This window comes from Pilosibacter fragilis, from assembly GCF_032490495.1.
GTDB classification, from domain to species: Bacteria; Bacillota; Clostridia; order Lachnospirales; family Lachnospiraceae; genus Pilosibacter; species Pilosibacter fragilis.
Window position 1 is genome coordinate 1 of record NZ_JAVYJB010000007.1, and the last position, 19,142, is coordinate 19,142.

The 19,142-nt window shown below is 50.2% G+C and carries 19 protein-coding genes and 4 tRNA genes; 21 read left to right on the forward strand and 2 right to left on the reverse strand.

What is annotated here, in order from left to right; all coding sequences use genetic code 11:
• Positions 1–228: 228 nt before the first annotated feature.
• The 8 genes from ABCW45_RS08245 (at position 229) to rplT (ending at position 5,042) form a co-directional block, all read left to right on the forward strand.
• Positions 229–1,146, forward strand: coding sequence for an AEC family transporter (locus ABCW45_RS08245; protein WP_343220640.1), 918 nt, complete (start codon positions 229–231; stop codon positions 1,144–1,146).
• 85 nt (positions 1,147–1,231) lie between these two features.
• On the forward strand, positions 1,232–1,801 hold the full coding sequence (locus ABCW45_RS08250; RefSeq protein WP_117469801.1) for a hypothetical protein: 570 nt from the start codon (positions 1,232–1,234) through the stop codon (positions 1,799–1,801).
• A 10-nt stretch (positions 1,802–1,811) separates the two neighbouring features.
• Positions 1,812–2,426, forward strand: a complete 615-nt coding sequence (locus ABCW45_RS08255; protein ID WP_117566479.1) for a YcxB family protein — start codon at positions 1,812–1,814, stop codon at positions 2,424–2,426.
• Between the two features lie 85 nt (positions 2,427–2,511).
• On the forward strand, positions 2,512–2,970 hold the full coding sequence (locus ABCW45_RS08260; protein WP_021906097.1) for a DUF6560 family protein: 459 nt from the start codon (positions 2,512–2,514) through the stop codon (positions 2,968–2,970).
• 166 nt (positions 2,971–3,136) lie between these two features.
• Positions 3,137–3,451 (forward strand): DUF1540 domain-containing protein, encoded by a 315-nt coding sequence (locus tag ABCW45_RS08265; RefSeq protein ID WP_015554701.1) that lies wholly within the window; start codon positions 3,137–3,139, stop codon positions 3,449–3,451.
• Positions 3,452–3,928: 477 nt separating this feature from the next.
• Positions 3,929–4,423 (forward strand): translation initiation factor IF-3, encoded by a 495-nt coding sequence (gene infC / locus ABCW45_RS08270; RefSeq protein ID WP_015554700.1) that lies wholly within the window; start codon positions 3,929–3,931, stop codon positions 4,421–4,423.
• A gap of 27 nt (positions 4,424–4,450) precedes the next feature.
• A complete protein-coding gene (gene rpmI / locus ABCW45_RS08275; RefSeq protein WP_015554699.1) occupies positions 4,451–4,648 on the forward strand; it encodes a 50S ribosomal protein L35 in 198 nt (65 codons plus the stop codon).
• A 37-nt stretch (positions 4,649–4,685) separates the two neighbouring features.
• Positions 4,686–5,042 (forward strand): 50S ribosomal protein L20, encoded by a 357-nt coding sequence (gene rplT / locus ABCW45_RS08280; protein ID WP_015554698.1) that lies wholly within the window; start codon positions 4,686–4,688, stop codon positions 5,040–5,042.
• Positions 5,043–5,506: 464 nt separating this feature from the next.
• Here rplT and ABCW45_RS08285 read toward each other — a convergent pair.
• A tRNA-Leu gene (locus ABCW45_RS08285) sits at positions 5,507–5,590 on the reverse strand.
• 192 nt (positions 5,591–5,782) lie between these two features.
• On the opposite strand from ABCW45_RS08285, the gene ABCW45_RS08290 reads away from it, so the two are divergent.
• The 4 genes from ABCW45_RS08290 to ABCW45_RS08305 all read left to right on the forward strand — a co-directional run bounded on the left by ABCW45_RS08290 (position 5,783) and on the right by ABCW45_RS08305 (position 8,280).
• Positions 5,783–5,866, forward strand: a tRNA-Leu gene (locus ABCW45_RS08290).
• A 526-nt stretch (positions 5,867–6,392) separates the two neighbouring features.
• A tRNA-Leu gene (locus ABCW45_RS08295) sits at positions 6,393–6,476 on the forward strand.
• Between the two features lie 109 nt (positions 6,477–6,585).
• Positions 6,586–6,756, forward strand: coding sequence for a hypothetical protein (locus ABCW45_RS08300; protein WP_181968075.1), 171 nt, complete (start codon positions 6,586–6,588; stop codon positions 6,754–6,756).
• Positions 6,757–7,092: 336 nt separating this feature from the next.
• Positions 7,093–8,280 (forward strand): pyridoxal phosphate-dependent aminotransferase, encoded by a 1,188-nt coding sequence (locus ABCW45_RS08305; protein WP_120040467.1) that lies wholly within the window; start codon positions 7,093–7,095, stop codon positions 8,278–8,280.
• Here the strand turns inward: ABCW45_RS08305 and ABCW45_RS08310 are convergent.
• Entirely contained in the window at positions 8,277–8,474 is a 198-nt protein-coding gene (locus tag ABCW45_RS08310; protein WP_015554695.1) for a hypothetical protein, read from the reverse strand. The genes ABCW45_RS08305 and ABCW45_RS08310 overlap by 4 nt on opposite strands.
• A 301-nt stretch (positions 8,475–8,775) precedes the next feature.
• Between ABCW45_RS08310 and ABCW45_RS08315 the strand changes: the two genes are divergently transcribed.
• From ABCW45_RS08315 to ABCW45_RS08355, 9 genes are all read left to right on the forward strand, one after another.
• Entirely contained in the window at positions 8,776–9,834 is a 1,059-nt protein-coding gene (locus tag ABCW45_RS08315) for an N-acetylmuramoyl-L-alanine amidase family protein (RefSeq protein WP_117503950.1), read from the forward strand.
• A gap of 198 nt (positions 9,835–10,032) precedes the next feature.
• Positions 10,033–10,410 (forward strand): GntR family transcriptional regulator, encoded by a 378-nt coding sequence (locus tag ABCW45_RS08320; RefSeq protein ID WP_015554694.1) that lies wholly within the window; start codon positions 10,033–10,035, stop codon positions 10,408–10,410.
• A gap of 12 nt (positions 10,411–10,422) precedes the next feature.
• Positions 10,423–10,998, forward strand: coding sequence for a UvrB/UvrC motif-containing protein (locus ABCW45_RS08325; RefSeq protein ID WP_117484119.1), 576 nt, complete (start codon positions 10,423–10,425; stop codon positions 10,996–10,998).
• Positions 10,991–12,037: an ATP--guanido phosphotransferase gene (locus ABCW45_RS08330; RefSeq protein ID WP_117484120.1), complete on the forward strand. Its 1,047-nt coding sequence runs from the start codon at positions 10,991–10,993 to the stop codon at positions 12,035–12,037. The genes ABCW45_RS08325 and ABCW45_RS08330 overlap by 8 nt, the downstream gene beginning before the upstream one ends.
• A gap of 170 nt (positions 12,038–12,207) precedes the next feature.
• A complete protein-coding gene (locus ABCW45_RS08335) occupies positions 12,208–14,697 on the forward strand; it encodes an ATP-dependent Clp protease ATP-binding subunit (RefSeq protein WP_117484121.1) in 2,490 nt (829 codons plus the stop codon).
• A gap of 114 nt (positions 14,698–14,811) precedes the next feature.
• Positions 14,812–15,225: a hypothetical protein gene (locus ABCW45_RS08340; protein WP_015554690.1), complete on the forward strand. Its 414-nt coding sequence runs from the start codon at positions 14,812–14,814 to the stop codon at positions 15,223–15,225.
• A gap of 226 nt (positions 15,226–15,451) precedes the next feature.
• Positions 15,452–16,825: a DNA repair protein RadA gene (radA, locus tag ABCW45_RS08345; RefSeq protein ID WP_117503954.1), complete on the forward strand. Its 1,374-nt coding sequence runs from the start codon at positions 15,452–15,454 to the stop codon at positions 16,823–16,825.
• Between the two features lie 240 nt (positions 16,826–17,065).
• A tRNA-Trp gene (locus ABCW45_RS08350) sits at positions 17,066–17,136 on the forward strand.
• Between the two features lie 67 nt (positions 17,137–17,203).
• Entirely contained in the window at positions 17,204–19,081 is a 1,878-nt protein-coding gene (locus tag ABCW45_RS08355; protein ID WP_343220641.1) for a DUF6320 domain-containing protein, read from the forward strand.
• The last annotated feature ends 61 nt before the right edge of the window (positions 19,082–19,142 follow it).

The following is a 19,142-nucleotide window of genomic DNA, read 5'->3' on the forward strand; positions in this document are numbered from 1 at the left end:
ATCATCTTCTATGTATTCCAGCCAATCTAATAATTCCTGCATATACCAACGCCCCTTTTCTTTTAATTTTACCAGAAAAGGGGCATGTTCACAATTTATTTACTCATGCGTTTTTCGTGCGGGCAAAACGGGCGGAAAAAGAATGATTGATTCAAGTGTGACTTTGAGATATAATAAACTTTGTTTCTATTTCTGCGAGAAAAATACATAAAAAGAGGAACATGAAATATGAGTTCAGTTTTACTAAAAGCGGGCTGCTTTTTCCTGATCATCCTGATGGGATATGGTCTGAAAAAAATCGGCCTTTTAAGCCAGACGGATCTTCCGGTCTTCTCGAAGCTCGTCACGAAGATCACGCTCCCGGCGGCGATCATCCATAACTTCAGCCAGGCGACCATGGATGTCTCCATGCTGGTGATCGTGCTGATTGGTTTCCTGTGCAGCGGTGCGTATGCGGTGATCGGATACGGACTTTTTGCGAAAGGGACGAGGGATCAGAAGGCGTTTGGCCTCGTAAATGCGTCGGGATACAATATCGGCTGCTTTACGATGCCTTTCGTCCAGGGATTCTTAGGAGCGCCGGGCGTGGCCTGTACCAGCCTTTTTGATACGGGAAACGCGGTGGTCTGTACTGGTGGTTCCTACGCGGTGGCTGTGTCAGTGGCAGGAAAAGGCGGTGCCGGAGATAAGCATCAGATCCGCAGGATCGTGATCCAGCTCTTAAAATCCATCCCGTTTGACTGCTATGTAATTATGACAGCACTGACGATGGCGGGACTCCGTATTCCGGTCTTCATGGACCAGGTAGCTGAGACTGTGGGGAACGCCAACACCTTCCTCTCCATGACTATGATCGGCCTCGGACTGGAGTTACATATGACAAGAGAGCAGACGGGCAGTGTCGCGAAGATTCTGGGAACAAGATTTGCGGTTTCCGCAGTCCTGGCAGTTTTATTTTATCAGTTTCTGCCGTTTTCCCTGGAGATCCGCAGAACCCTGGCAATCCTGATGTTTGGCCCGGTATCGGCCCTTGGCGTTCCGTACACCTCCATGCTTGAGGGAGATGTGAACCTTGCCAGCGCGGTGAACTCGGCATCAATCATTCTCGGAATCGTGAGCCTGACAGCGGCGATCATCATCTTCTAAGAAATTTATAGTCGTGCATAGGGCGGCATCAGGTATACCGCGGAGGCGCTGCATAGCTGTATCACACAAAATAAGGAGGAACACAATGGAATTACGGAACGAAAAGGACGCGCGGTTTATCATCCGGCATCATGTGACGGAAGAAAAGCTGCTTCATCTGGAAAAGGGAGTCCGGAAACTCGGTTTCCAGTCCGGCGGAAAGAGGATCATGTCGATCTTTCTTGGGCTTTTCCTGCTCTGCATGGCAGCAAAAGTCGTAATCGGCGGAACGATCGGGGACGCACTCATGATGATCGGCATTCTCTGTGCCATGGGATTCGTGTTTGGAACCTATGCCCTTTTGAAAGGCTGGCTGGACGCGAAAAAGCAGATCCATCTCCAGTTCGAGGCGGGCAAGATGGAAGATAACTATCAGTGGGAATACCGGTTCTACGAGGATGGATATGAGGTTATCGGAAAGAATGAGAAATCCCGTGTGCAGTATAAAAACGTGGGACGCCTTATTGATATGTCCGGTATGTATGTGCTGGTGGAGCGCGGAAATGTGGTGCGTTACTTCATGAAGGATGACGCGGTACAGGGAAATTCCGCGGAGCTTGCAGGATTCCTGACAGAAAAGTGCCATCTTCCGATGGAACAGATCGCAGTACGATAGGAGGTGCGGGATGGAACCGATATACGCAGTAAAATCTACATATGATGAAGATATGTTTTATCACCAGGTTGTGGCTTCCAAGCCGCGGATGATGCCGAAGGAGAACGATGGGAAGAAGATCAAGTTCCAGCTTCCTGATTTCGGACTGAAAGATACTTTGATGGCGCTTCTTGTGGGCGCAGCTGTTTACATGGCGTTCGGACAGCTTGATCAGTCCACGAGGATCCTGCAGGCGGTGCTTTGTGGACTTGTGGCGGCTGTAGTACTTCGGCGAATGAATGAGAGACAGAACGGGGAGACTTCCGGAAAGAAGGCGAATTCCGTATCTGCCGATAAAAATCAGGCTCTGCAGCTTCTGGAGAGCTCTGGATTAAAGGGTGACCGATGCACCATGAATTTTTATGAGGACACCTTTACGGTGGAGCGGCCTGGCATCATCACGGAGTACCAGTACGAGGGAATCGCATGGATCAAAGAGACCAGCAAGTATTATATGATCTTTTGGAACAGATCCCTCGCGATCCCGGTGGAGAAGGCGGGATTCTACCGCGGAAAGAAGGAGACATTCGGATCTTTCCTTGAAAAACGGTGCAATAAGGTGATCGAGAAGGTAAGAAACGTATAGACGGACGGAGGACCATTTCTATATGGAAGTCCATAGTTCCGAATGGTGGAGCTGTGTAAAATTAAATGGAGAGGATCTTTTGGGGATGAAAATAAAAAAAGAAGAGAAAATGCAGATCGAAAAGCTGCCGACATTGAAGTTAAAATATACGCTGGTCGTGCCGTTCATGGGAATCGTGGATGCGCTGACCATGGGGAGCTTCTTTATGAATCCGGCGGCAGATGGAAAACTGCTCATCAAGGCGTTCTATGTGATCTGCGGAATTGCGGGGATTTTATTTGCACTGTGGGGACTTTTGTGGAAGACTACGATTGACGGCAAGACGATCAAGGTAAACCCGGTAATAGGAAAGAAAAAGGTGGTCCCGTTTTCAGATTTGAAAAAAGCGGTTGTTTATAAGAAGAAAAAGACGGGATCTATCGTGAGTTATGAGCTGATCGATAAGAATAACCAGTCCATCGTTACGATCTATCCGCTTATGAAGGACAGCAGTACATTGATGGAGAGATTGAAACGCCTGAAATATCCGGTGGAGGAAGCGTAAGGCAAAAATCCCATCAGGGAAGCTGAACTGGAATGGATTTTTGCGCGTAACTATAAAGGTACTGAATAATTATGCTGGTTTTAGGAAAGATCCCGGGAGAGTGAATACTTCGGGATCTTTCTGCGCATAATGACCTCTGATGAAACAGGAAAAAGGAGGCCATTTTATGACAAAACTGGATTGTACCGTGACGACATGTGTCCATAATGCGGAGAAGTGCTGCTGCAAGAGCGGAATCCTCGTGGAGGGAGCGCAGGCGAAGAACTGCTGTGATACCTGCTGCGGAAGCTTTGAGGAGAACAGGGGCGGTCTTTTTAAGAATCTTTTTAAGACGCCGGAATCAAAGCTTGAGGTGGAATGTGATGTAGCGAACTGTCTCTACAATGATGACCATCAGTGCAGGGCAGAGCGGATCACGATCGCGGGGGACGGCGCTATGGCTGTCGGTCAGACGGAATGTGCAAGCTTTAGGGAGAAGTAGGAATAGAGAAGGGACTGGCTGCGGAGAAAGCTGATGATAGCAAACTGACCGTCGCCGGTTCCTTTTTACTTAGCAGAAAAGTCGTTGTTTTGCCTGAAAGAAAGGCATTGTGGATTTTTGATATGCGTCTGTGAGAAGACAGATCTATGGGAGAAGTATGAAAGGGCTGTGGAAAATACCGGGCAGAATCGTGGAGGGCTTGAGCCGAAAAAGTATTGGAAATTCCGGGAAAAGTGATTGACAAAACGGAAACGATATAGTAGAATAACATAAGTTGTGAGAGCAACTGACAGGAAAGCAGGTATCCGCCTCACCCTGGCACGAGTAAGTGACCTGGGTTCATAGACATCGGTTTTTATCATGCAGCAGCATGCCAAACCAATGCAGTTACGAGCGGATAGTTACCTATCTGCTTTTTCTTTTCTATCGACATATGTAGAGTATGAGAGTTGGAGGTGTACGGCTATTAGCGAGTTAATGATTAACGAGCAGATCCGTGATAAGGAAGTTCGTTTAATTGGAGAAAATGGTGAGCAGCTTGGAATCATGTCTGCAAAAGACGCTTACAAAATGGCGAGAGATGCAGAACTGGATCTTGTAAAGATTGCTCCGGCAGCGAAGCCGCCGGTATGTAAGATCATTGATTACGGTAAATACAAGTATGAGATGATCCGTAAGGAGAAGGAAGCGAAAAAGAAGCAGAAAACGATCGAGGTGAAAGAAGTGCGTCTTTCCCCGAATATCGATACAAACGATCTTAACACAAAGATCGGATCTGCGAGAAAGTTCATCGAAAAAGGCAACAAGGTAAAAGTAACGCTTCGTTTCCGCGGTCGTGAGATGGCTCATATGAACCAGACAAAGTATATTCTGGATGATTTCGCTGAGAAACTTTCCGATATCGCTGTTGTCGATAAGCCTTCCAAGGTGGAGGGAAGAAGCCTGGTAATGTTTTTAACTGCAAAACGATAAGGGAACAATTTTAAGGAGGAAACAACAATGCCTAAAATGAAAACAAGCAGAGCAGCTGCAAAACGTTTCAAAAAGACCGGAACTGGTCAGTTAGTGAGAAATAAAGCTTATAAGTCCCATATCTTAACTAAGAAATCCACAAAGCGTAAGAGAAATCTTAGAAAAGACATTGTTACTGATGCTACAAACAGCAAGGTAATGAAGAAGATTTTACCGTATTTATAATTTGTTTCGGAATTAAGATTAAGGAGGAAATTAAGCAATGGCAAGAATTAAAGGTGGCTTAAATGCCAAGAAGAGACATAACAGAGTGCTCAAGTTAGCCAAAGGTTACAGAGGGGCTCGTTCTAAACAGTATAGAGTAGCAAAGCAGTCCGTAATGAGAGCTTTAACAAGCTCCTACGCTGGCAGAAAAGAGAGAAAGAGACAGTTCAGACAGCTCTGGATCGCTCGTATCAACGCTGCAGCTAGAATCAACGGCCTTTCTTACAGCAAGTTCATGTACGGCTTAAAGCAGGCTGGTGTTGTTATGAACCGTAAGGTATTATCCGATATGGCTATCAACGACGCAGAGGGCTTTGCAAAGCTTGCTGAGTTAGCAAAAACAAAACTGGCTTAATTAGTCGGTGAGAATAGAGAAAACCTTTCCGGTGAAGTGATCTGCCGGGGAGGTTTTTTGCGTTTTTTGGGGAGAGGTTCATAGTGGTGGGAGTTACGCGCCGACGGGCCTCCGGGCGCGGACGCTTCACGGGATTCCGGGAGGGTTCCTCTAAGCTCCCGGAAAAATGCTAAGGGCGGAGGTCCGAGGACACAACTCGCAACTTTCGTTGCTCAAACAAGTGTCCTCGGACCTCCAACGCATTTTCCTGCGAGCCAAGAGGAAACCAGCTCCCTCCACCCAGGCGCGTCCGTGCCCGGAGGCGCTGTGTATTGGCGGGATGAGGGAAGGAAAAGGAAGGGTGTGGAGGGAGAGATGGGATTGGCGAAAGCCAGACGATGCGCGGGGCCCTTTGGGCGCCGCGGCATCGCGAGATTGTTGATGTGAAACTAAAAAAGGCTTAAGTCTTTCGACTTAAGCCTTCGTGCAGAAGAAGGGACTTGAACCCTCATGATATTGCTATCACACGGACCTGAACCGTGCGCGTCTGCCAATTCCGCCACTTCTGCATCTCGTCAGATGACGTATCTCATTGACAAAACATATTATAGTATAAGGCGTGGGATTTGTCAAGAGTTTTTTAAATATTGCTAAAAAAACATTTTTTTTAAAAAATTCAAAAAAGTACTTGTCAAACAGAAAGAACTATGGTATATTAATATGCGTCGGTGAGAGATACAAAATCTTGAAACACCCGATACGCGGAAGTGTCGGAACTGGCAGACGAGCAAGACTAAGGATCTTGTGGTGGTTACATCGTGTGGGTTCAAGTCCCATCTTCCGCACGAAAGACTCAAGTCGAAAGACTTGAGTCTTTTTGCGTTATAGAGAAAATAGCGATAGATGTGGAGAGCCTGGTGATTGAGGTGATGGTACTGGAATTGTCAAATTAATGTATGAATGCGTATTTTGAGGAAAATGCCACGCAAAGTGTAACATGGAGAGAAGGAAGCGCGGTTGCGATGAGCACCAGAGGGAAGCGCTATATTCGGCATTTGTGGGAAGAGCAGGAGAAAAGGCGATGGAAATTTAAGATAGATGATATTTCTGAAGGATGACTGCAGAAGATGTTTTGTGAGATATAGCCGTAGAGATCATTGCATGATATCTTTGGGATGGGTCTTACTGTGGAGATGATCTCTTTAGCGGATTTCGGTTATGCCATGGGATAGAATATAGTACAAATTGAGTAAAAAAAATATGTTATTAAAAAAATAAAAAAAAGTTTAAAAAAGTACTTGCCAAACAGAAAGAACTATGATATATTAATATGCGTCGGTGAGAGATACAAAATCTTGAAACACCCGATACGCGGAAGTGTCGGAACTGGCAGACGAGCAAGACTAAGGATCTTGTGGTGGTTACATCGTGTGGGTTCAAGTCCCATCTTCCGCACGAAAGACTCAAGTCGAGAGACTTGAGTCTTTTTGCGTTATAAAAGCTACTTTTTTTCAGGGGTTATGACAAAAGAGTAAGGGACCAATCGTTAAATAGGTGTGTGAATATGTTTTGCACAGAAAATTTCAACACGCCGCTGTCAGACAGAGAGCGGAAGAGTGCACTGGAGACATGGATCGAGCTGATACAGCCGGGGGAGACCATGAAATCGGTAGGCTGCGAATGGACCGATGATGGAAAAATATCAGCCGAGAGGGAAGGAGAGAGGCTGGTATGAGGATCAGGGAGAAGAATACCTCTTCATCAAAGCCCCGGCAGTGAGTTGCGGAGAGTCCGAGAGGAAGAGGGAGAAAAACTCTGTAAACAGGTCCGACTGTGATCATTAAGGGCGATGAGCTTATGAATCAGGCTTGTCGCTTTTTGTTTTGACAATACAAATGATCCGGGGGAAGTTTTATAGAAATGTAAAGAAAAATCAATAGGTCTGTCATGAAAGTTATGATAAGATATTAGAACAGAGGGACGATTCGGAACGTAATACTGAGATGTGCGCGCGGAAGGATCGGAATACCGGAAAGACATCATACATGACAATAGAAGAGAGGTTTTACATATGCCGGAATTAAGCAGAAGAGTACAGACATTTACAGACTCCGTCATCCGCAGGATGACAAGGATCAACAATATGACACCGGGAAGCATTAACTTAAGTCAGGGATTCCCGGATTTTGATCCGCCGCAGGAGATCCTGGACGCGTTAAAGGAAGCGGCGGAGCATGGTCCACACCAGTATTCCATCACCTTTGGGGCGAAGAATTTCCGGGACGCGCTGGCAGAAATGTATACAAAGAAATTTGCCCGTGAGATCGATCCGGAAAAGGAGATCGTTGTGACCTGCGGGGGAACGGAAGCGATGATGGCGGCGATGATGACCGTGTGCAATCCGGGAGATAAGGTCGCGGTGTTCAGCCCGTTCTATGAGAACTATGGGGCGGACGCGATCCTCTCCGGGGCAGATCCGATCTATGTGCCGCTTGTGCCGCCGGATTTCCATTATGACAGCGAAGCTCTGGAACGGGCGTTTCAGGCCGGTGCGAAGGCACTGATCCTATGTAATCCGTCGAATCCCTGTGGAAAAGTATTTACGATGGAAGAGATGGAGGAGATCGCGGAGCTCGCAAAGCGGTATGACGCCTTTGTGATCACGGATGAGGTGTACGAGTACATTATCTACGGTGAGAACCGCCATATCTCCATGGCTGCTTTGCCCGGAATGTATGAGCGGACGATCACCTGCAGCTCCCTCTCAAAGACATACTCCATGACCGGATGGAGACTCGGCTATCTGATCGGACCGGAACATGTGATCGAGGCGGCGAAGAAGGTCCATGATTTCCTGACCGTAGGCGCTGCGGCACCGCTTCAGGAAGCGGCAGTCACTGGTCTGAAATTTGGACCAGAGTACTATCAATGGTTAAAGGATCTCTACACAGAAAAGAGAGATTATCTCTGTGGAAGGTTGGAGCAGATGGGACTTTCCCACACGACACCTCAGGGCAGCTATTTTGTTCTCGTGGATATCTCGGGATTTCTTGAGAAGCCGGAGTTTACCGGCTGGACAGATTTGGAATTCTGTGAATGGATGATAAAGAATTACGGTGTGGCAGCTGTGCCGGGTTCCAGCTTCTTTAAGGAGCCGGTAAACAATTACATCCGTCTGCATTTTTCCAGAGGGAAAGAGACGCTTGAGGCGGCTGCTGACCGTCTGGAAAAGATGGCAAAAGATTACGGATTTTGTTAGTTATCCCTTTTGTTTCTGTTTCGGACGTACTTTAAGATCAGCGCGTAGCCGTAGAGCATCACCGGGATGACGATGACGCAGAACAGGAGCGCCAGGATGACATTCTCCGGGCCACCGGTGAAGGTCAGGACGATGAGGGCGAGGAAGACCGCGGCGATGATGAGGATCCCGGCCCAGGCGAAAAATCGTTTCATATATTTAGGTTCCTTTCATGTACATACTTTGAGTTCCTGCTTAGTATAAGGTATTTTAAAGCGGGATTCAAGATAATGAGGCATAAAGAATGTAATTCCGGTTCCGGAAGGAAGATTTTTGAACAGAATATATCGTAACCATTCAGCAGGTCTGCGCACTTGCTGCGCTGACCGTAAGAAAACATAGGCCGGAAGACAAAAATCCCATCAGCAAAGCTGATCTGAAATGGATTTTTGCGCGTAACTATGAAGGTACTGAATAGTTACCAGCATTTGATAAAAACGGAAAGGAGGAGTGACCATGAAGAAAAAACGAACACTTATCCTGATCGGCGCTGTCGGCATCCTGCTTGCTGTGCAGACTATAACATCTTTCGCTGCGGATGGAAAATGGACGCTCACGGATGCCGGTTACACCTTCACATACTCGGATGGGCGCAAAGCCCGGGGTACCTGGGAGGATATCGACGGCGAGTGGTACCATTTTGACAGAAACGGAATCATGGAGACCGGATGGAAGACGGTGGGAAACATCCGTTACCATTTCAACCAGGACGGTTCCCTCTCCGAGGGCTGGCAGTACGACGGTCCGGGCGGCGGAAACTGGTACTACTATGATTCCGCGGGGAACGCGAAGATCCAGTGGTTTCAGGATAAGGGAAACTGGTACTGGTTTGACTCGGACGGAAAGATGAACAAGGAAGCTGTCCGCACAATAAAAGGAAAGACATACGCGTTCCGCCCGGATGGAAGCATGCGGGTAAATGAGTACGCGGGCTTTTCCTACACCGACTACGACGGACAGCCGGATCCGGCGGGGGATATTCTGGCGGTCAACGCGGATGGAACGGCGAAGACGGTGAGCGAGGCCGAGAAAAATGAGATCGCCGTGTATATCAACGCCTTCCCGGATGGTTGGAGAAAGAAGTTCCGGGATGACGGATGGAGGTTTGTGTACTGTCCGTCGGGCGGGGCATATAGAACCTTCAAAGATAAGAGGGGAAACGTACTCTATTCCTGCAATTATTCTCTGGATGAGGAGAAGAAAGAACTCCGGTTTTCGAAAACGGATGCCGTGAAGGGCGGATTCGGGGCGTATGTCTATGAAAATTCCGGGGATGAGATGAAGAAAGACCAGTTCCCAAAGGCGGCGAGGTACCGGTTTGCGGAGATCGCCCAGGCGACGGGCCTGCCGGAAGGCGCGAAGAGAGAGTATGACGTGATCTTTGGAGCGCTGTTTCATATATATCAGGACCCGGATGTCTGGAACGCGCTGAAAGCAAAAGCTTCAGATATTACTTGGACTATCGAGCGGATCGCGGATAACCGGTCGGCGGATGGACGTCTGGACTTAGAGTAGGAAAATATAATACTTTGAGGCGAAACTGCAAAGCAGGCAAAAATGAAAGTAGAACATACGTACGAATAAACTTTGGTTTCACTTGACGAACACCACACAATCTGTTACTATACACATATAACAAATGGAATACTATGATACTGGAAACGCATAAACGGTCCCGGCATCAAAAATATTAAGAAAAAAGATGGTGATCAAATGGTACTGAAGATCGATTTTGACAGTGAAGAAGCACTCTATACCCAGCTCTGCAACCAGATCATCTGCGGCATCGCAATGGATGTGCTTCACGATGGGGATAGTCTCCCGTCGGTGAGACAGCTTGCAGATGAGATCGGAATTAACATGCATACAGTCAACAAGGCATATGCTGTATTGAAACAGGAAGGATTTCTGCGCCTGGACCGCAGACGCGGGGCCGTGATCGCCCTGGATATGGATAAACTGCGGACGATGGAAGAGATGAAGAACGACCTCGCGCTGATCGTTGCCCGGGGAATCTGTAAAAATGTCGGCAGAGATGAGATCCACAGCCTTGTAGACCAGATCTATGATGAGTTTGGCGGACAGGCGTAAAGGAGGGGCAGTATGCTTTGTGAACATTGCAAAAAGCGGGAAGCAACCGTAAAATATGTGGAAGTGATCAACGGCGTGAAGACAGAGCACAACCTCTGTACCCAGTGTGCCGCCCATGCGGACCTTGGACAGTTCTCAGCTCTCTTTGAGGGAGAATTCCCGTTAGGAAAACTTCTCTCCGGACTTCTTGGAACCCAGGAGACGGAGGAAGAAGATGAAAAGTACTCCGGTGTCGTGTGCCCGACCTGCGGAACGACTTATGAGGAATTTGTAAAGGACAGCCGGTTCGGATGCCCGGACTGCTACAGCGTGTTTGATCCTCTGATCAGCGACAATATCCGTCATCTTCAGGGCAGCGAAAAGCACGTCGGAAAGCGTCCGGCGGGATACCGGTCCGAGATGGAAGAAATGAACGGGACGGGAACTATTGGAGAGGATCCGGTGAATATTCCGGAACTCTCAAAGGAAGAGAAGATCCGCCTGATGGAGACGAGATTAAAAGACGCGGTGCGCCGGGAAGAGTACGAGGAGGCCGCGAAGCTCCGGGATGAGATCCGGGCGTTGAAAGAGGAGAGACAGAATGGATAAATGGTATGAAGTACCGGGAAAAGCAGGCACAAATGTGATCTACAGCCGTGTCCGTCTGGTTCGAAATCTGAAAGAGTATCCGTTTCCTGGCCGCCTCACCAAGGAGCAGAGCGCGGAGCTTTCGGAGAAGCTTCTCGGCGGACTCACCGGCATCGCGTCCATGGACCGGATGCAGTATCGGTTTACACACTTAGAGCGGATGGGCGACCTGGAAAAAACAGCGCTTTTAGAGCGCCGGGCGATCAACCGCAGTGTAATAAAGAAGAAAGACCCGACGGGAATGATCCTGTCGGAGGACGAATCAACGGCGATCCTCCTAAATGGGGATGATCATGTGCGAATCCAGACGCTGCAGACGGGGCTGACCCTGGAGCAGCTTTACGAGAGAGCAGATAAGATCGATGACTATATCAGCGAGCGTTTTGATTACGCCTTCGATGAAAAATACGGCTACCTGACCTCGTTCCCCACAAACGTGGGCACAGGACTTCGGGCAGCGGTGGTCCTGCACCTGCCGATGCTGTCCAAGAATAAAAATTTCAACAGTCTCGTTGCGGATATGGGCCGGTTCGGGGCCCAGGTCCGGGGCGTGTACGGTGAGGGCGCGGAGAACTTCGGCTCCCTGTACCAGATCTCAAACCAGAAAACCTTAGGACAGACGGAGCGGGAGATCATCGATATCGTCAGGAAGGCAGCCCAGGAGCTGGATGCCCAGGAACGGCGGGTACGCCGGGAATACCGTCAGAGAAAGCCGGTGCAGGCGGCCGATGAATGCTATAAATCCTACGGCGTCTTAAAGTACGCGAGACGGCTGACGAGAAAAGACGGAATGGAATTCCTGTCCCAGATCATGACAGGAATCACGGATGGGATCTTAAAAGTGAAGGAACCGTACTCTGTATACGGTCTGATGCTGGGGATCCAGCCTGCGAACCTTTTGAGTCTGGCGGACCGCCCGCTTGACAAGGATGAGCTGGATGCCGCCCGGGCAGAGTTCCTGAGAAGGCGGCTGCCGGAGATCATAGAGATAGAAAATTAGTTGACGGTTCGGCAGATCTGCGCTTTTGCTGCACCGACCGAAAGAAAACATAGGCAGGGAGGCAAAATTTTAATCGGCGCAGTTGATTTGGAATGGAGTTATGTTCGTAACTATGAATGGATTGAATGGTTACGCAGTTGACGGAAAAGTTCAGGAGGAAATTAGAACAGATGGCACAATATACAGAAAAAGCCCAGGAGGCACTGGTTCTCGCCAGTGAAGCGGCGGAGGATATGGGTTCCCCTGTGATCGGAACGGAGCACATCCTGGTCGGGCTGATCGAGGAGGGAAGCGGTACCGCTGCCATGGTCCTCGAGGCCAACGAGGTGAAGCTCGACAGACTGCTGGCCCTTGTGGAGCAGCTTGTCTCTTCCTATCAGAATACAGCCACCAAAGAGCGGGACGGCTACACTCCAAGTGCGAGACATGTGCTGGAAAACAGCTATAAAGAGGCTGTCCGGTTCCATGCGCCGTTAATCGGTACCGAGCATATTCTGATGGCATTATTAAAGGAATCGGACTGTGTGGCAGTCCGCCTGTTAAACACCTTAAATATCAACATTCAGAAGGTCTACATCGACCTTTTATCCGCCATGGGTGAGGACGGAAACGCAGGAAAAGAGGACCTGGCCCAGGGACGCCAGCAGCGGGGCGGACAGAGCGCCACACCGACACTTGATGCCTACAGCCGCGACCTTACAGTCCTCGCAAAAGAAGGAAAATTGGATCCGGTCATCGGCAGGGAGAAGGAGATCCGCCGCGTGATCCAGATCTTAAGCAGAAGAACAAAAAACAACCCGTGCCTTATCGGAGAACCAGGTGTCGGAAAGACGGCTGTGATCGAAGGTCTCGCGCAGCTCATCGCTTCCGGCGACGTCCCGGATACGATCCGCGGAAAACGCGTGGTGATCCTTGACCTCTCCGGCATGGTAGCGGGATCCAAGTACCGCGGTGAGTTCGAGGAGCGCATTAAAAATGTGATCAACGAGGTGACAGAGGCGGAGAATGTCCTCTTATTTATCGACGAGATCCACACGATCATTGGCGCAGGCGGAGCGGAGGGCGCGTTAGACGCGTCTAACATCTTGAAACCATCCCTGGCCCGCGGTGAGATCCAGCTCATCGGTGCTACGACGCTTGAAGAGTACCGGAAATATATTGAAAAGGACGCGGCATTAGAGCGCCGGTTCCAGCCGGTGACCGTGGAGGAGCCGACGGAGGACGAGGCGTTCCAGATCTTAAAGGGACTCCGCCCGAAATATGAGGAACATCACCATGTGACGATCACCGACGCGGCCTTAAAGGCGGCAGTGCGCCTCTCCGCCCGCTATATCAACGACCGGTTCCTGCCGGACAAGGCCATCGATGTGGTGGACGAGGCGGCCTCCAAGACGAGACTGACCGTCTATGTGGAGCCGAAGGGAATCAAGACTCTCGAGGAGGAGATCAAGAAGCTCGAGAAAGAGAAAGAGGACGCGATCCGTGACGAGGCATATGAGCTCGCCGGTGAGATCAAGAAGAAACAGGCCTCAAAGCGGGAGAAGATCCGCAAGCTGAAGGAGAAATGGGAGAGTGAGAAGGAGAGCCGGGAGCTGACCGTCGACGAGAATGACATTGCAGACGTGATCTCCGGCTGGACAAAGATCCCGGTGAGCAAGCTGGCGGAAGGCGAGACGGAGCGTCTCTTAAAGCTGGAATCCATTCTCCATGAGCGCGTGGTCGGGCAGGACGAGGCGGTGGTTGCCGTCGCGAAGGCGATCCGCCGCGGAAGAGTCGGCTTAAAAGACCCGAAGCGCCCGATCGGTTCCTTCTTATTCTTAGGCCCCACAGGTGTCGGAAAGACGGAGCTCTGCAAAGCCCTTGCGGAGGCCATGTTCGGAACGGAAAACGCCCTGATCCGCGTTGATATGTCAGAGTACATGGAGAAGCACAGCGTCTCCAAGATGATCGGATCCCCGCCAGGATATGTGGGATACGAGGGCGGCGGGCAGCTGAGTGAAAAAGTCCGCAGAAACCCGTATTCTGTGATCCTCTTTGATGAGGTGGAGAAAGCCCATCCGGATGTTTTCAATATTCTTTTACAGGTGCTGGACGACGGTCACATCACGGACTCCCAGGGCCATAAGATCGACTTTAAGAATACCGTTATCATCATGACCTCCAATGCGGGCGCCGAGAACATCATCGCGCCGAAGCAGCTTGGATTCATGTCCCAGGACGATGAGAAGGTCCGCTACCAGAGAATGAAGACCGGCGTCATGGACGAAGTGAAACGGATGTTCAAGCCAGAGTTCTTAAACCGTATTGATGACACCATCGTGTTCCATCCGCTGACGAAGGATCACATGAAGGAAATCGTGACGATCCTCTTGAATGTCCTCGCAAAGCGGACAAAGAATCAGATGTCCATCCGCTTAAATGCCGGGGATGACGTGAAGGAATACCTTGTGGAAAAGGGATACGACGAGAAATACGGCGCGCGACCGCTTAAGCGCACGATCCAGAACCTCATCGAGGATAAGCTCGCGGAGCTGGTCCTGGAAGGAAAAGTGCGGGAAGGCGATTCCGTGAAGATCACCTGCAAGGACGGAGAACTGAAATTTTCAGCAAGACATCCACAAACTGCTGGAAAAACTTCCGCCAGTGTGGTAAAATCATAGGCACGACGTAACGGTTAGAAGGGACGGCTGCCTGTGACCGTTACCTATTACAATAGCAATAGCAATAGGGAAAATTTAGTCCTTGTTGAAACACACAAAAGGAGAGTAAGCATTATGTCAGTAATCAACGAACTGATCCGCACAGAGGCAAATGGAACCTTAAGCTTCGGAAACTACAGCCTCGCGGCAAAATCCAAGGTAGAAGACTTCGAGCACGAAGGTGATCTTTATAAAGTTAAGACATTTAAGGAAATCACAAAGTTAGAAAGAAACGGAATGTTCGTTTACGAGTCCGTTCCAGGAACTGCAGTAACAGAATTTGCAGTGACCGATACAACCGTTACCTTCAAGGTTGAGGGCTTTGAGGATGCCCAGATCACCGTACAGTTAGAGGACGACTGCGAGTACGAGATTTACGAGGACGGCGTTGGCGTCGGCGGAATGAAGACAAATATGAGCGGCAAGCTGAGTCTTTCTGTTGAGCTCAATGAGGGCAAGGAAGTAGAAGTTAAGATTGTTCGCAAGTGATCAGGAAATTGAAGATTGCTGCTGGCCGGGGTATGGACGGTAGTATTTTATGGCGCTCCGAGGGATGAACTTCGGAGCGTTTCCTGTTTTATGAAATATTTCTGTTCACCAAGAAAGCATTGCACAAAGGTCGTGCGAATTCACGCAGGAATATCGATTGGCGCAGGCAGTCAGGTAAGGCAGCTAAACGTATCATGGCATTTTGACTATAAAAAGGGAGAATATTGTGGCAAAAGCAAGAAACACAGCTTTTTTCTGTAAAGAGTGCGGCTATGAGTCCGCAAAGTGGCTCGGACAGTGTCCGGTGTGCAAGGAATGGAATACATTTGTTGAGGAGCCGGTGGCCCAGGCGAAAAAGGCACCGTCGGGGCAGATCGCCGCGGTGGGAGCCGGAAAGACGGCGGTCCCGGTCCACATCTCGGAGATCTCTCTCGATGAGCAGGACAGGACGCCCACAGGCTTCGGGGAGCTTGACAGGGTCCTCGGAAGCGGGATCGTGAAGGGAAGTCTCGTGCTTGTCGGCGGTGATCCGGGAATCGGGAAGTCGACGCTGCTTTTACAGGTCTGCAGAAACCTCGCCGGGGCGGGAAAACGTGTCCTCTATATCTCCGGTGAGGAATCCTTAAAGCAGATCAAGATGCGCGCAAACCGCATCGGGATGATCACAGGAGACCTTTTATTCCTCTGCGAGACGAACCTCGATACGATCCATGGCGCCATCGAGAGGTCGAAGCCGGACATTGTGATCATCGACTCGATCCAGACCATGTTCCGGGAAGATATTTCTTCTGCACCGGGCAGCGTGAGCCAGGTCCGGGAGTCCACGAACCTTCTGATGCAGATCGCGAAGGGATACGGGGTGACGATCTTTATTGTCGGACATGTGACGAAAGAGGGCGTGGTGGCAGGTCCCCGGGTGCTGGAACATATGGTGGACACGGTGCTCTACTTTGAGGGGGACAGAAACGACGCCTACCGGGTCCTCCGGGCGGTGAAGAACCGTTTTGGTTCCACGAACGAGATCGGCGTGTTTGAGATGGAGGAGAAGGGGCTTTCGGAGGTGCTGAATCCGTCGGAGATGCTGATCTCCGGGCGGCCGAAGGAGGCGTCGGGGGCGGTTGTTGCCTGCTCCTTAGAGGGAACGAGGCCGATCCTTCTGGAGGTCCAGGCGCTCGTGACCGCAACAAATTTTGGTATGGCGAGACGGACAGCGAACGGAGTGGATTACAACCGGATCAATATTCTGCTTGCGATCCTGGAGAAACGCTGCGGCTTCGCCATGAGCCGGTATGATGCTTACGTGAATATCGCGGGTGGAATGAAGATGAATGAACCGGCCCTGGACCTGGCGGTGGTGATGGCACTCGTGTCGAGCTTCAAAAACCGGGAAGTGGATCCTGGAATGCTGATCTTCGGAGAGGTAGGTCTCTCCGGCGAAGTAAGAGGCGTCTCCCAGGCTGCCCAGAGAGTGTCCGAGGCTATCAAGATGGGCTTTACGAGCTGCCTGCTGCCGAAATCGAATCTGGAGAAGCTGAAGGATGAGAAACGGATCAGGCTGATCGGGGTGGAGAATGTGAGAGAGGCGATACAGTTGATCTGATGTTGGCTGGGTGGTGCGATCTTCTTGTTTTCATTTGCAATGAAAACAAGAAGCATATGGCGTTCGCCATATGTCATTTAGAATGGAGAAACAGCCGCTTGCAAGCAAGCTTGCAGCATCTGTTTTTCCATCCTAAATGCCGCATGCTCAAACTGGTGAAAGAAATTTTCAAATTAGTGTTGACAATTAAAACATTTCATGCTATTATAATGGAGCATTAAGTGATGAGCAACAAAATATAGGGGAATAGTTCAATGGTAGAGCAGCGGTCTCCAAAACCGTAGATGGGGGTTCGAGCCCCTCTTCCCCTGCTTCTGATGTACCGGAAAATTTCGATTTTCCGGTTATTTTTTTATACCGGAAAAGAGGCAGATCAGTTTGGAGAAATTATCTAATGGATTGATAAAAAAGCGTCCGCGGATCCAGGGTGCCGCATGGCGGCGGCTGGACAACACGGCGAAGCTCTTCGCGGCGGTGTCCGGGGAGGACTTGAGCAGTGTGTTCCGGATCGCGGCGGTCTTAAAGGAGCCGGTGGAGCCGGAGCTTCTGCATAAGGCGCTCCTTCTGACGCTTCCGGAATTTGAAAACTTTCGAGTAAAGCTTCGAAAGGGCTTTTTCTGGTACTATTTTGAGACAAATAACCGGGATCCGGTGGTGGAGGAGGAGCAGAGTGCGCCCTGCCGCTTTATCGATCCCCACCGGGGCGGGAGGTTTCCATTCCGCGTGAGTTACTATGGCTGCCGGATCAACTTTGAGGTGTTCCATGGCCTTACAGACGGTCTTGGGGCGGTGGGGTTTGTCTCGCGGCTCACGGAACATTATCTGGAATTAAAGAATGGTCTTCCAACGGAGATAAGGAAACGTGAGTTTTCTCCGATGAGGGCGGATGATTATCTCCGTTATTATAAAAAACTGCCCCACAAGCGCTACGAGAGCCGGCCTGCGATCCAGGTGAGCGGGGAGCTTCTTCCCTTTGACCAGATGGCGGTGCTCCATGGGACGTTCCATGTGGATGACCTTAAGAAACGCAGCAAAGAGGTGGGAGTCAGTATCACGAAATACCTGGCGGCAGCCCTTTTGTGGTCCATCATCCAGACCGAGACAGACGGAAAAGAGATGAAGCATCCGGCAGCGTTAAATCTTCCGGTGAATCTGAGAAGTTTTTTCGAGTCGGAGACGTTAGCAAATTTCTTTGCGGTCATCAATATCTCCTGGTCGGAGCGGCGGGCACCGGAAAGCTTTTCGGAGGTCCTGGAGGCGGTGAGCCGCCAGATGGACGAACAGATCGTGAAGGAGCGCCTGGAGAAGACGATCTCCTACAATGTGGGGAACGAGAAAAAATGGTATGTGCGGGCGATCCCACTGTTTGTGAAACACCTGGCGATGCAGATGATCTTTCTGCATAGCACCCGCGCCCATACAATGACATTTTCAAATATCGGGCGGATGGATGTCCGGGAGGAGCTGCGGGATCAAGTGGAATCTTTCCAGCTCCTCGTGGGCGCGTCCCCGAAGCAGAGGATGAAGTGCGGGGCGGTTGCCTATGATGGAAAACTCTGCCTCTCCTTTGCCAGCGCTATGGCGGAGAACCGGCTGCCGGAGTATTTCTTCCGGTTTCTGGAAAAGCAGGGGATCCCTGTGGAACTCGAGAGCAACGGGATTTACGACCGGGAACATGACAAAGGGCGGTATCCGGTGGTCGGCGGCGATAAGAATAAGATAAAGAGGGCTGTCAGGCTCTTCTATATTTCCCTGGCTGTCGTCTCGGTCCTTGCGGGGGTCGTAAATCTCGCCACTTACCGGCAGATCCCGTTCAAATGGGCATTTCTCACCTGGGGAGCGGCGGCCTATGTGGCGATGACGCTGCGGTTTTCCGTCATGCGTCACGCCAGTATGTCCGGGATCCTGGTGCGGCAATGCCTGGGAATCCAGGCGATCCTGCTGCTGGTCGACACGATGACGGGGCTGCACGGCTGGTCCGTGGACTACGCGATCCCTTGTGTGGTGCTGTTTGAGGTGGCGGCGATCCTGCTCATGCTGCTTGTAAACCGCATGAACTGGCAATGCTATTTCATGTACCAGATCGCGGTTACGTTTTTGAGCTTTGTGCCGCTTGTGTTCCTAAGGATCGGATGGACGAAGCATCCGCTGCTCACGGTGATATCGGTGGTAATCTCGGTGAGCGCGCTGGTGCTTACGATTCTATTGGGAGATAGAAGTGTGAAGAGAGAACTGCGCCGGCGGTTTCATGTTTGAGAAAGAACAGAGCGAAAAAGAACAGTTCCAGAAACACGCAGAATAAAGAAGGAGATGAACT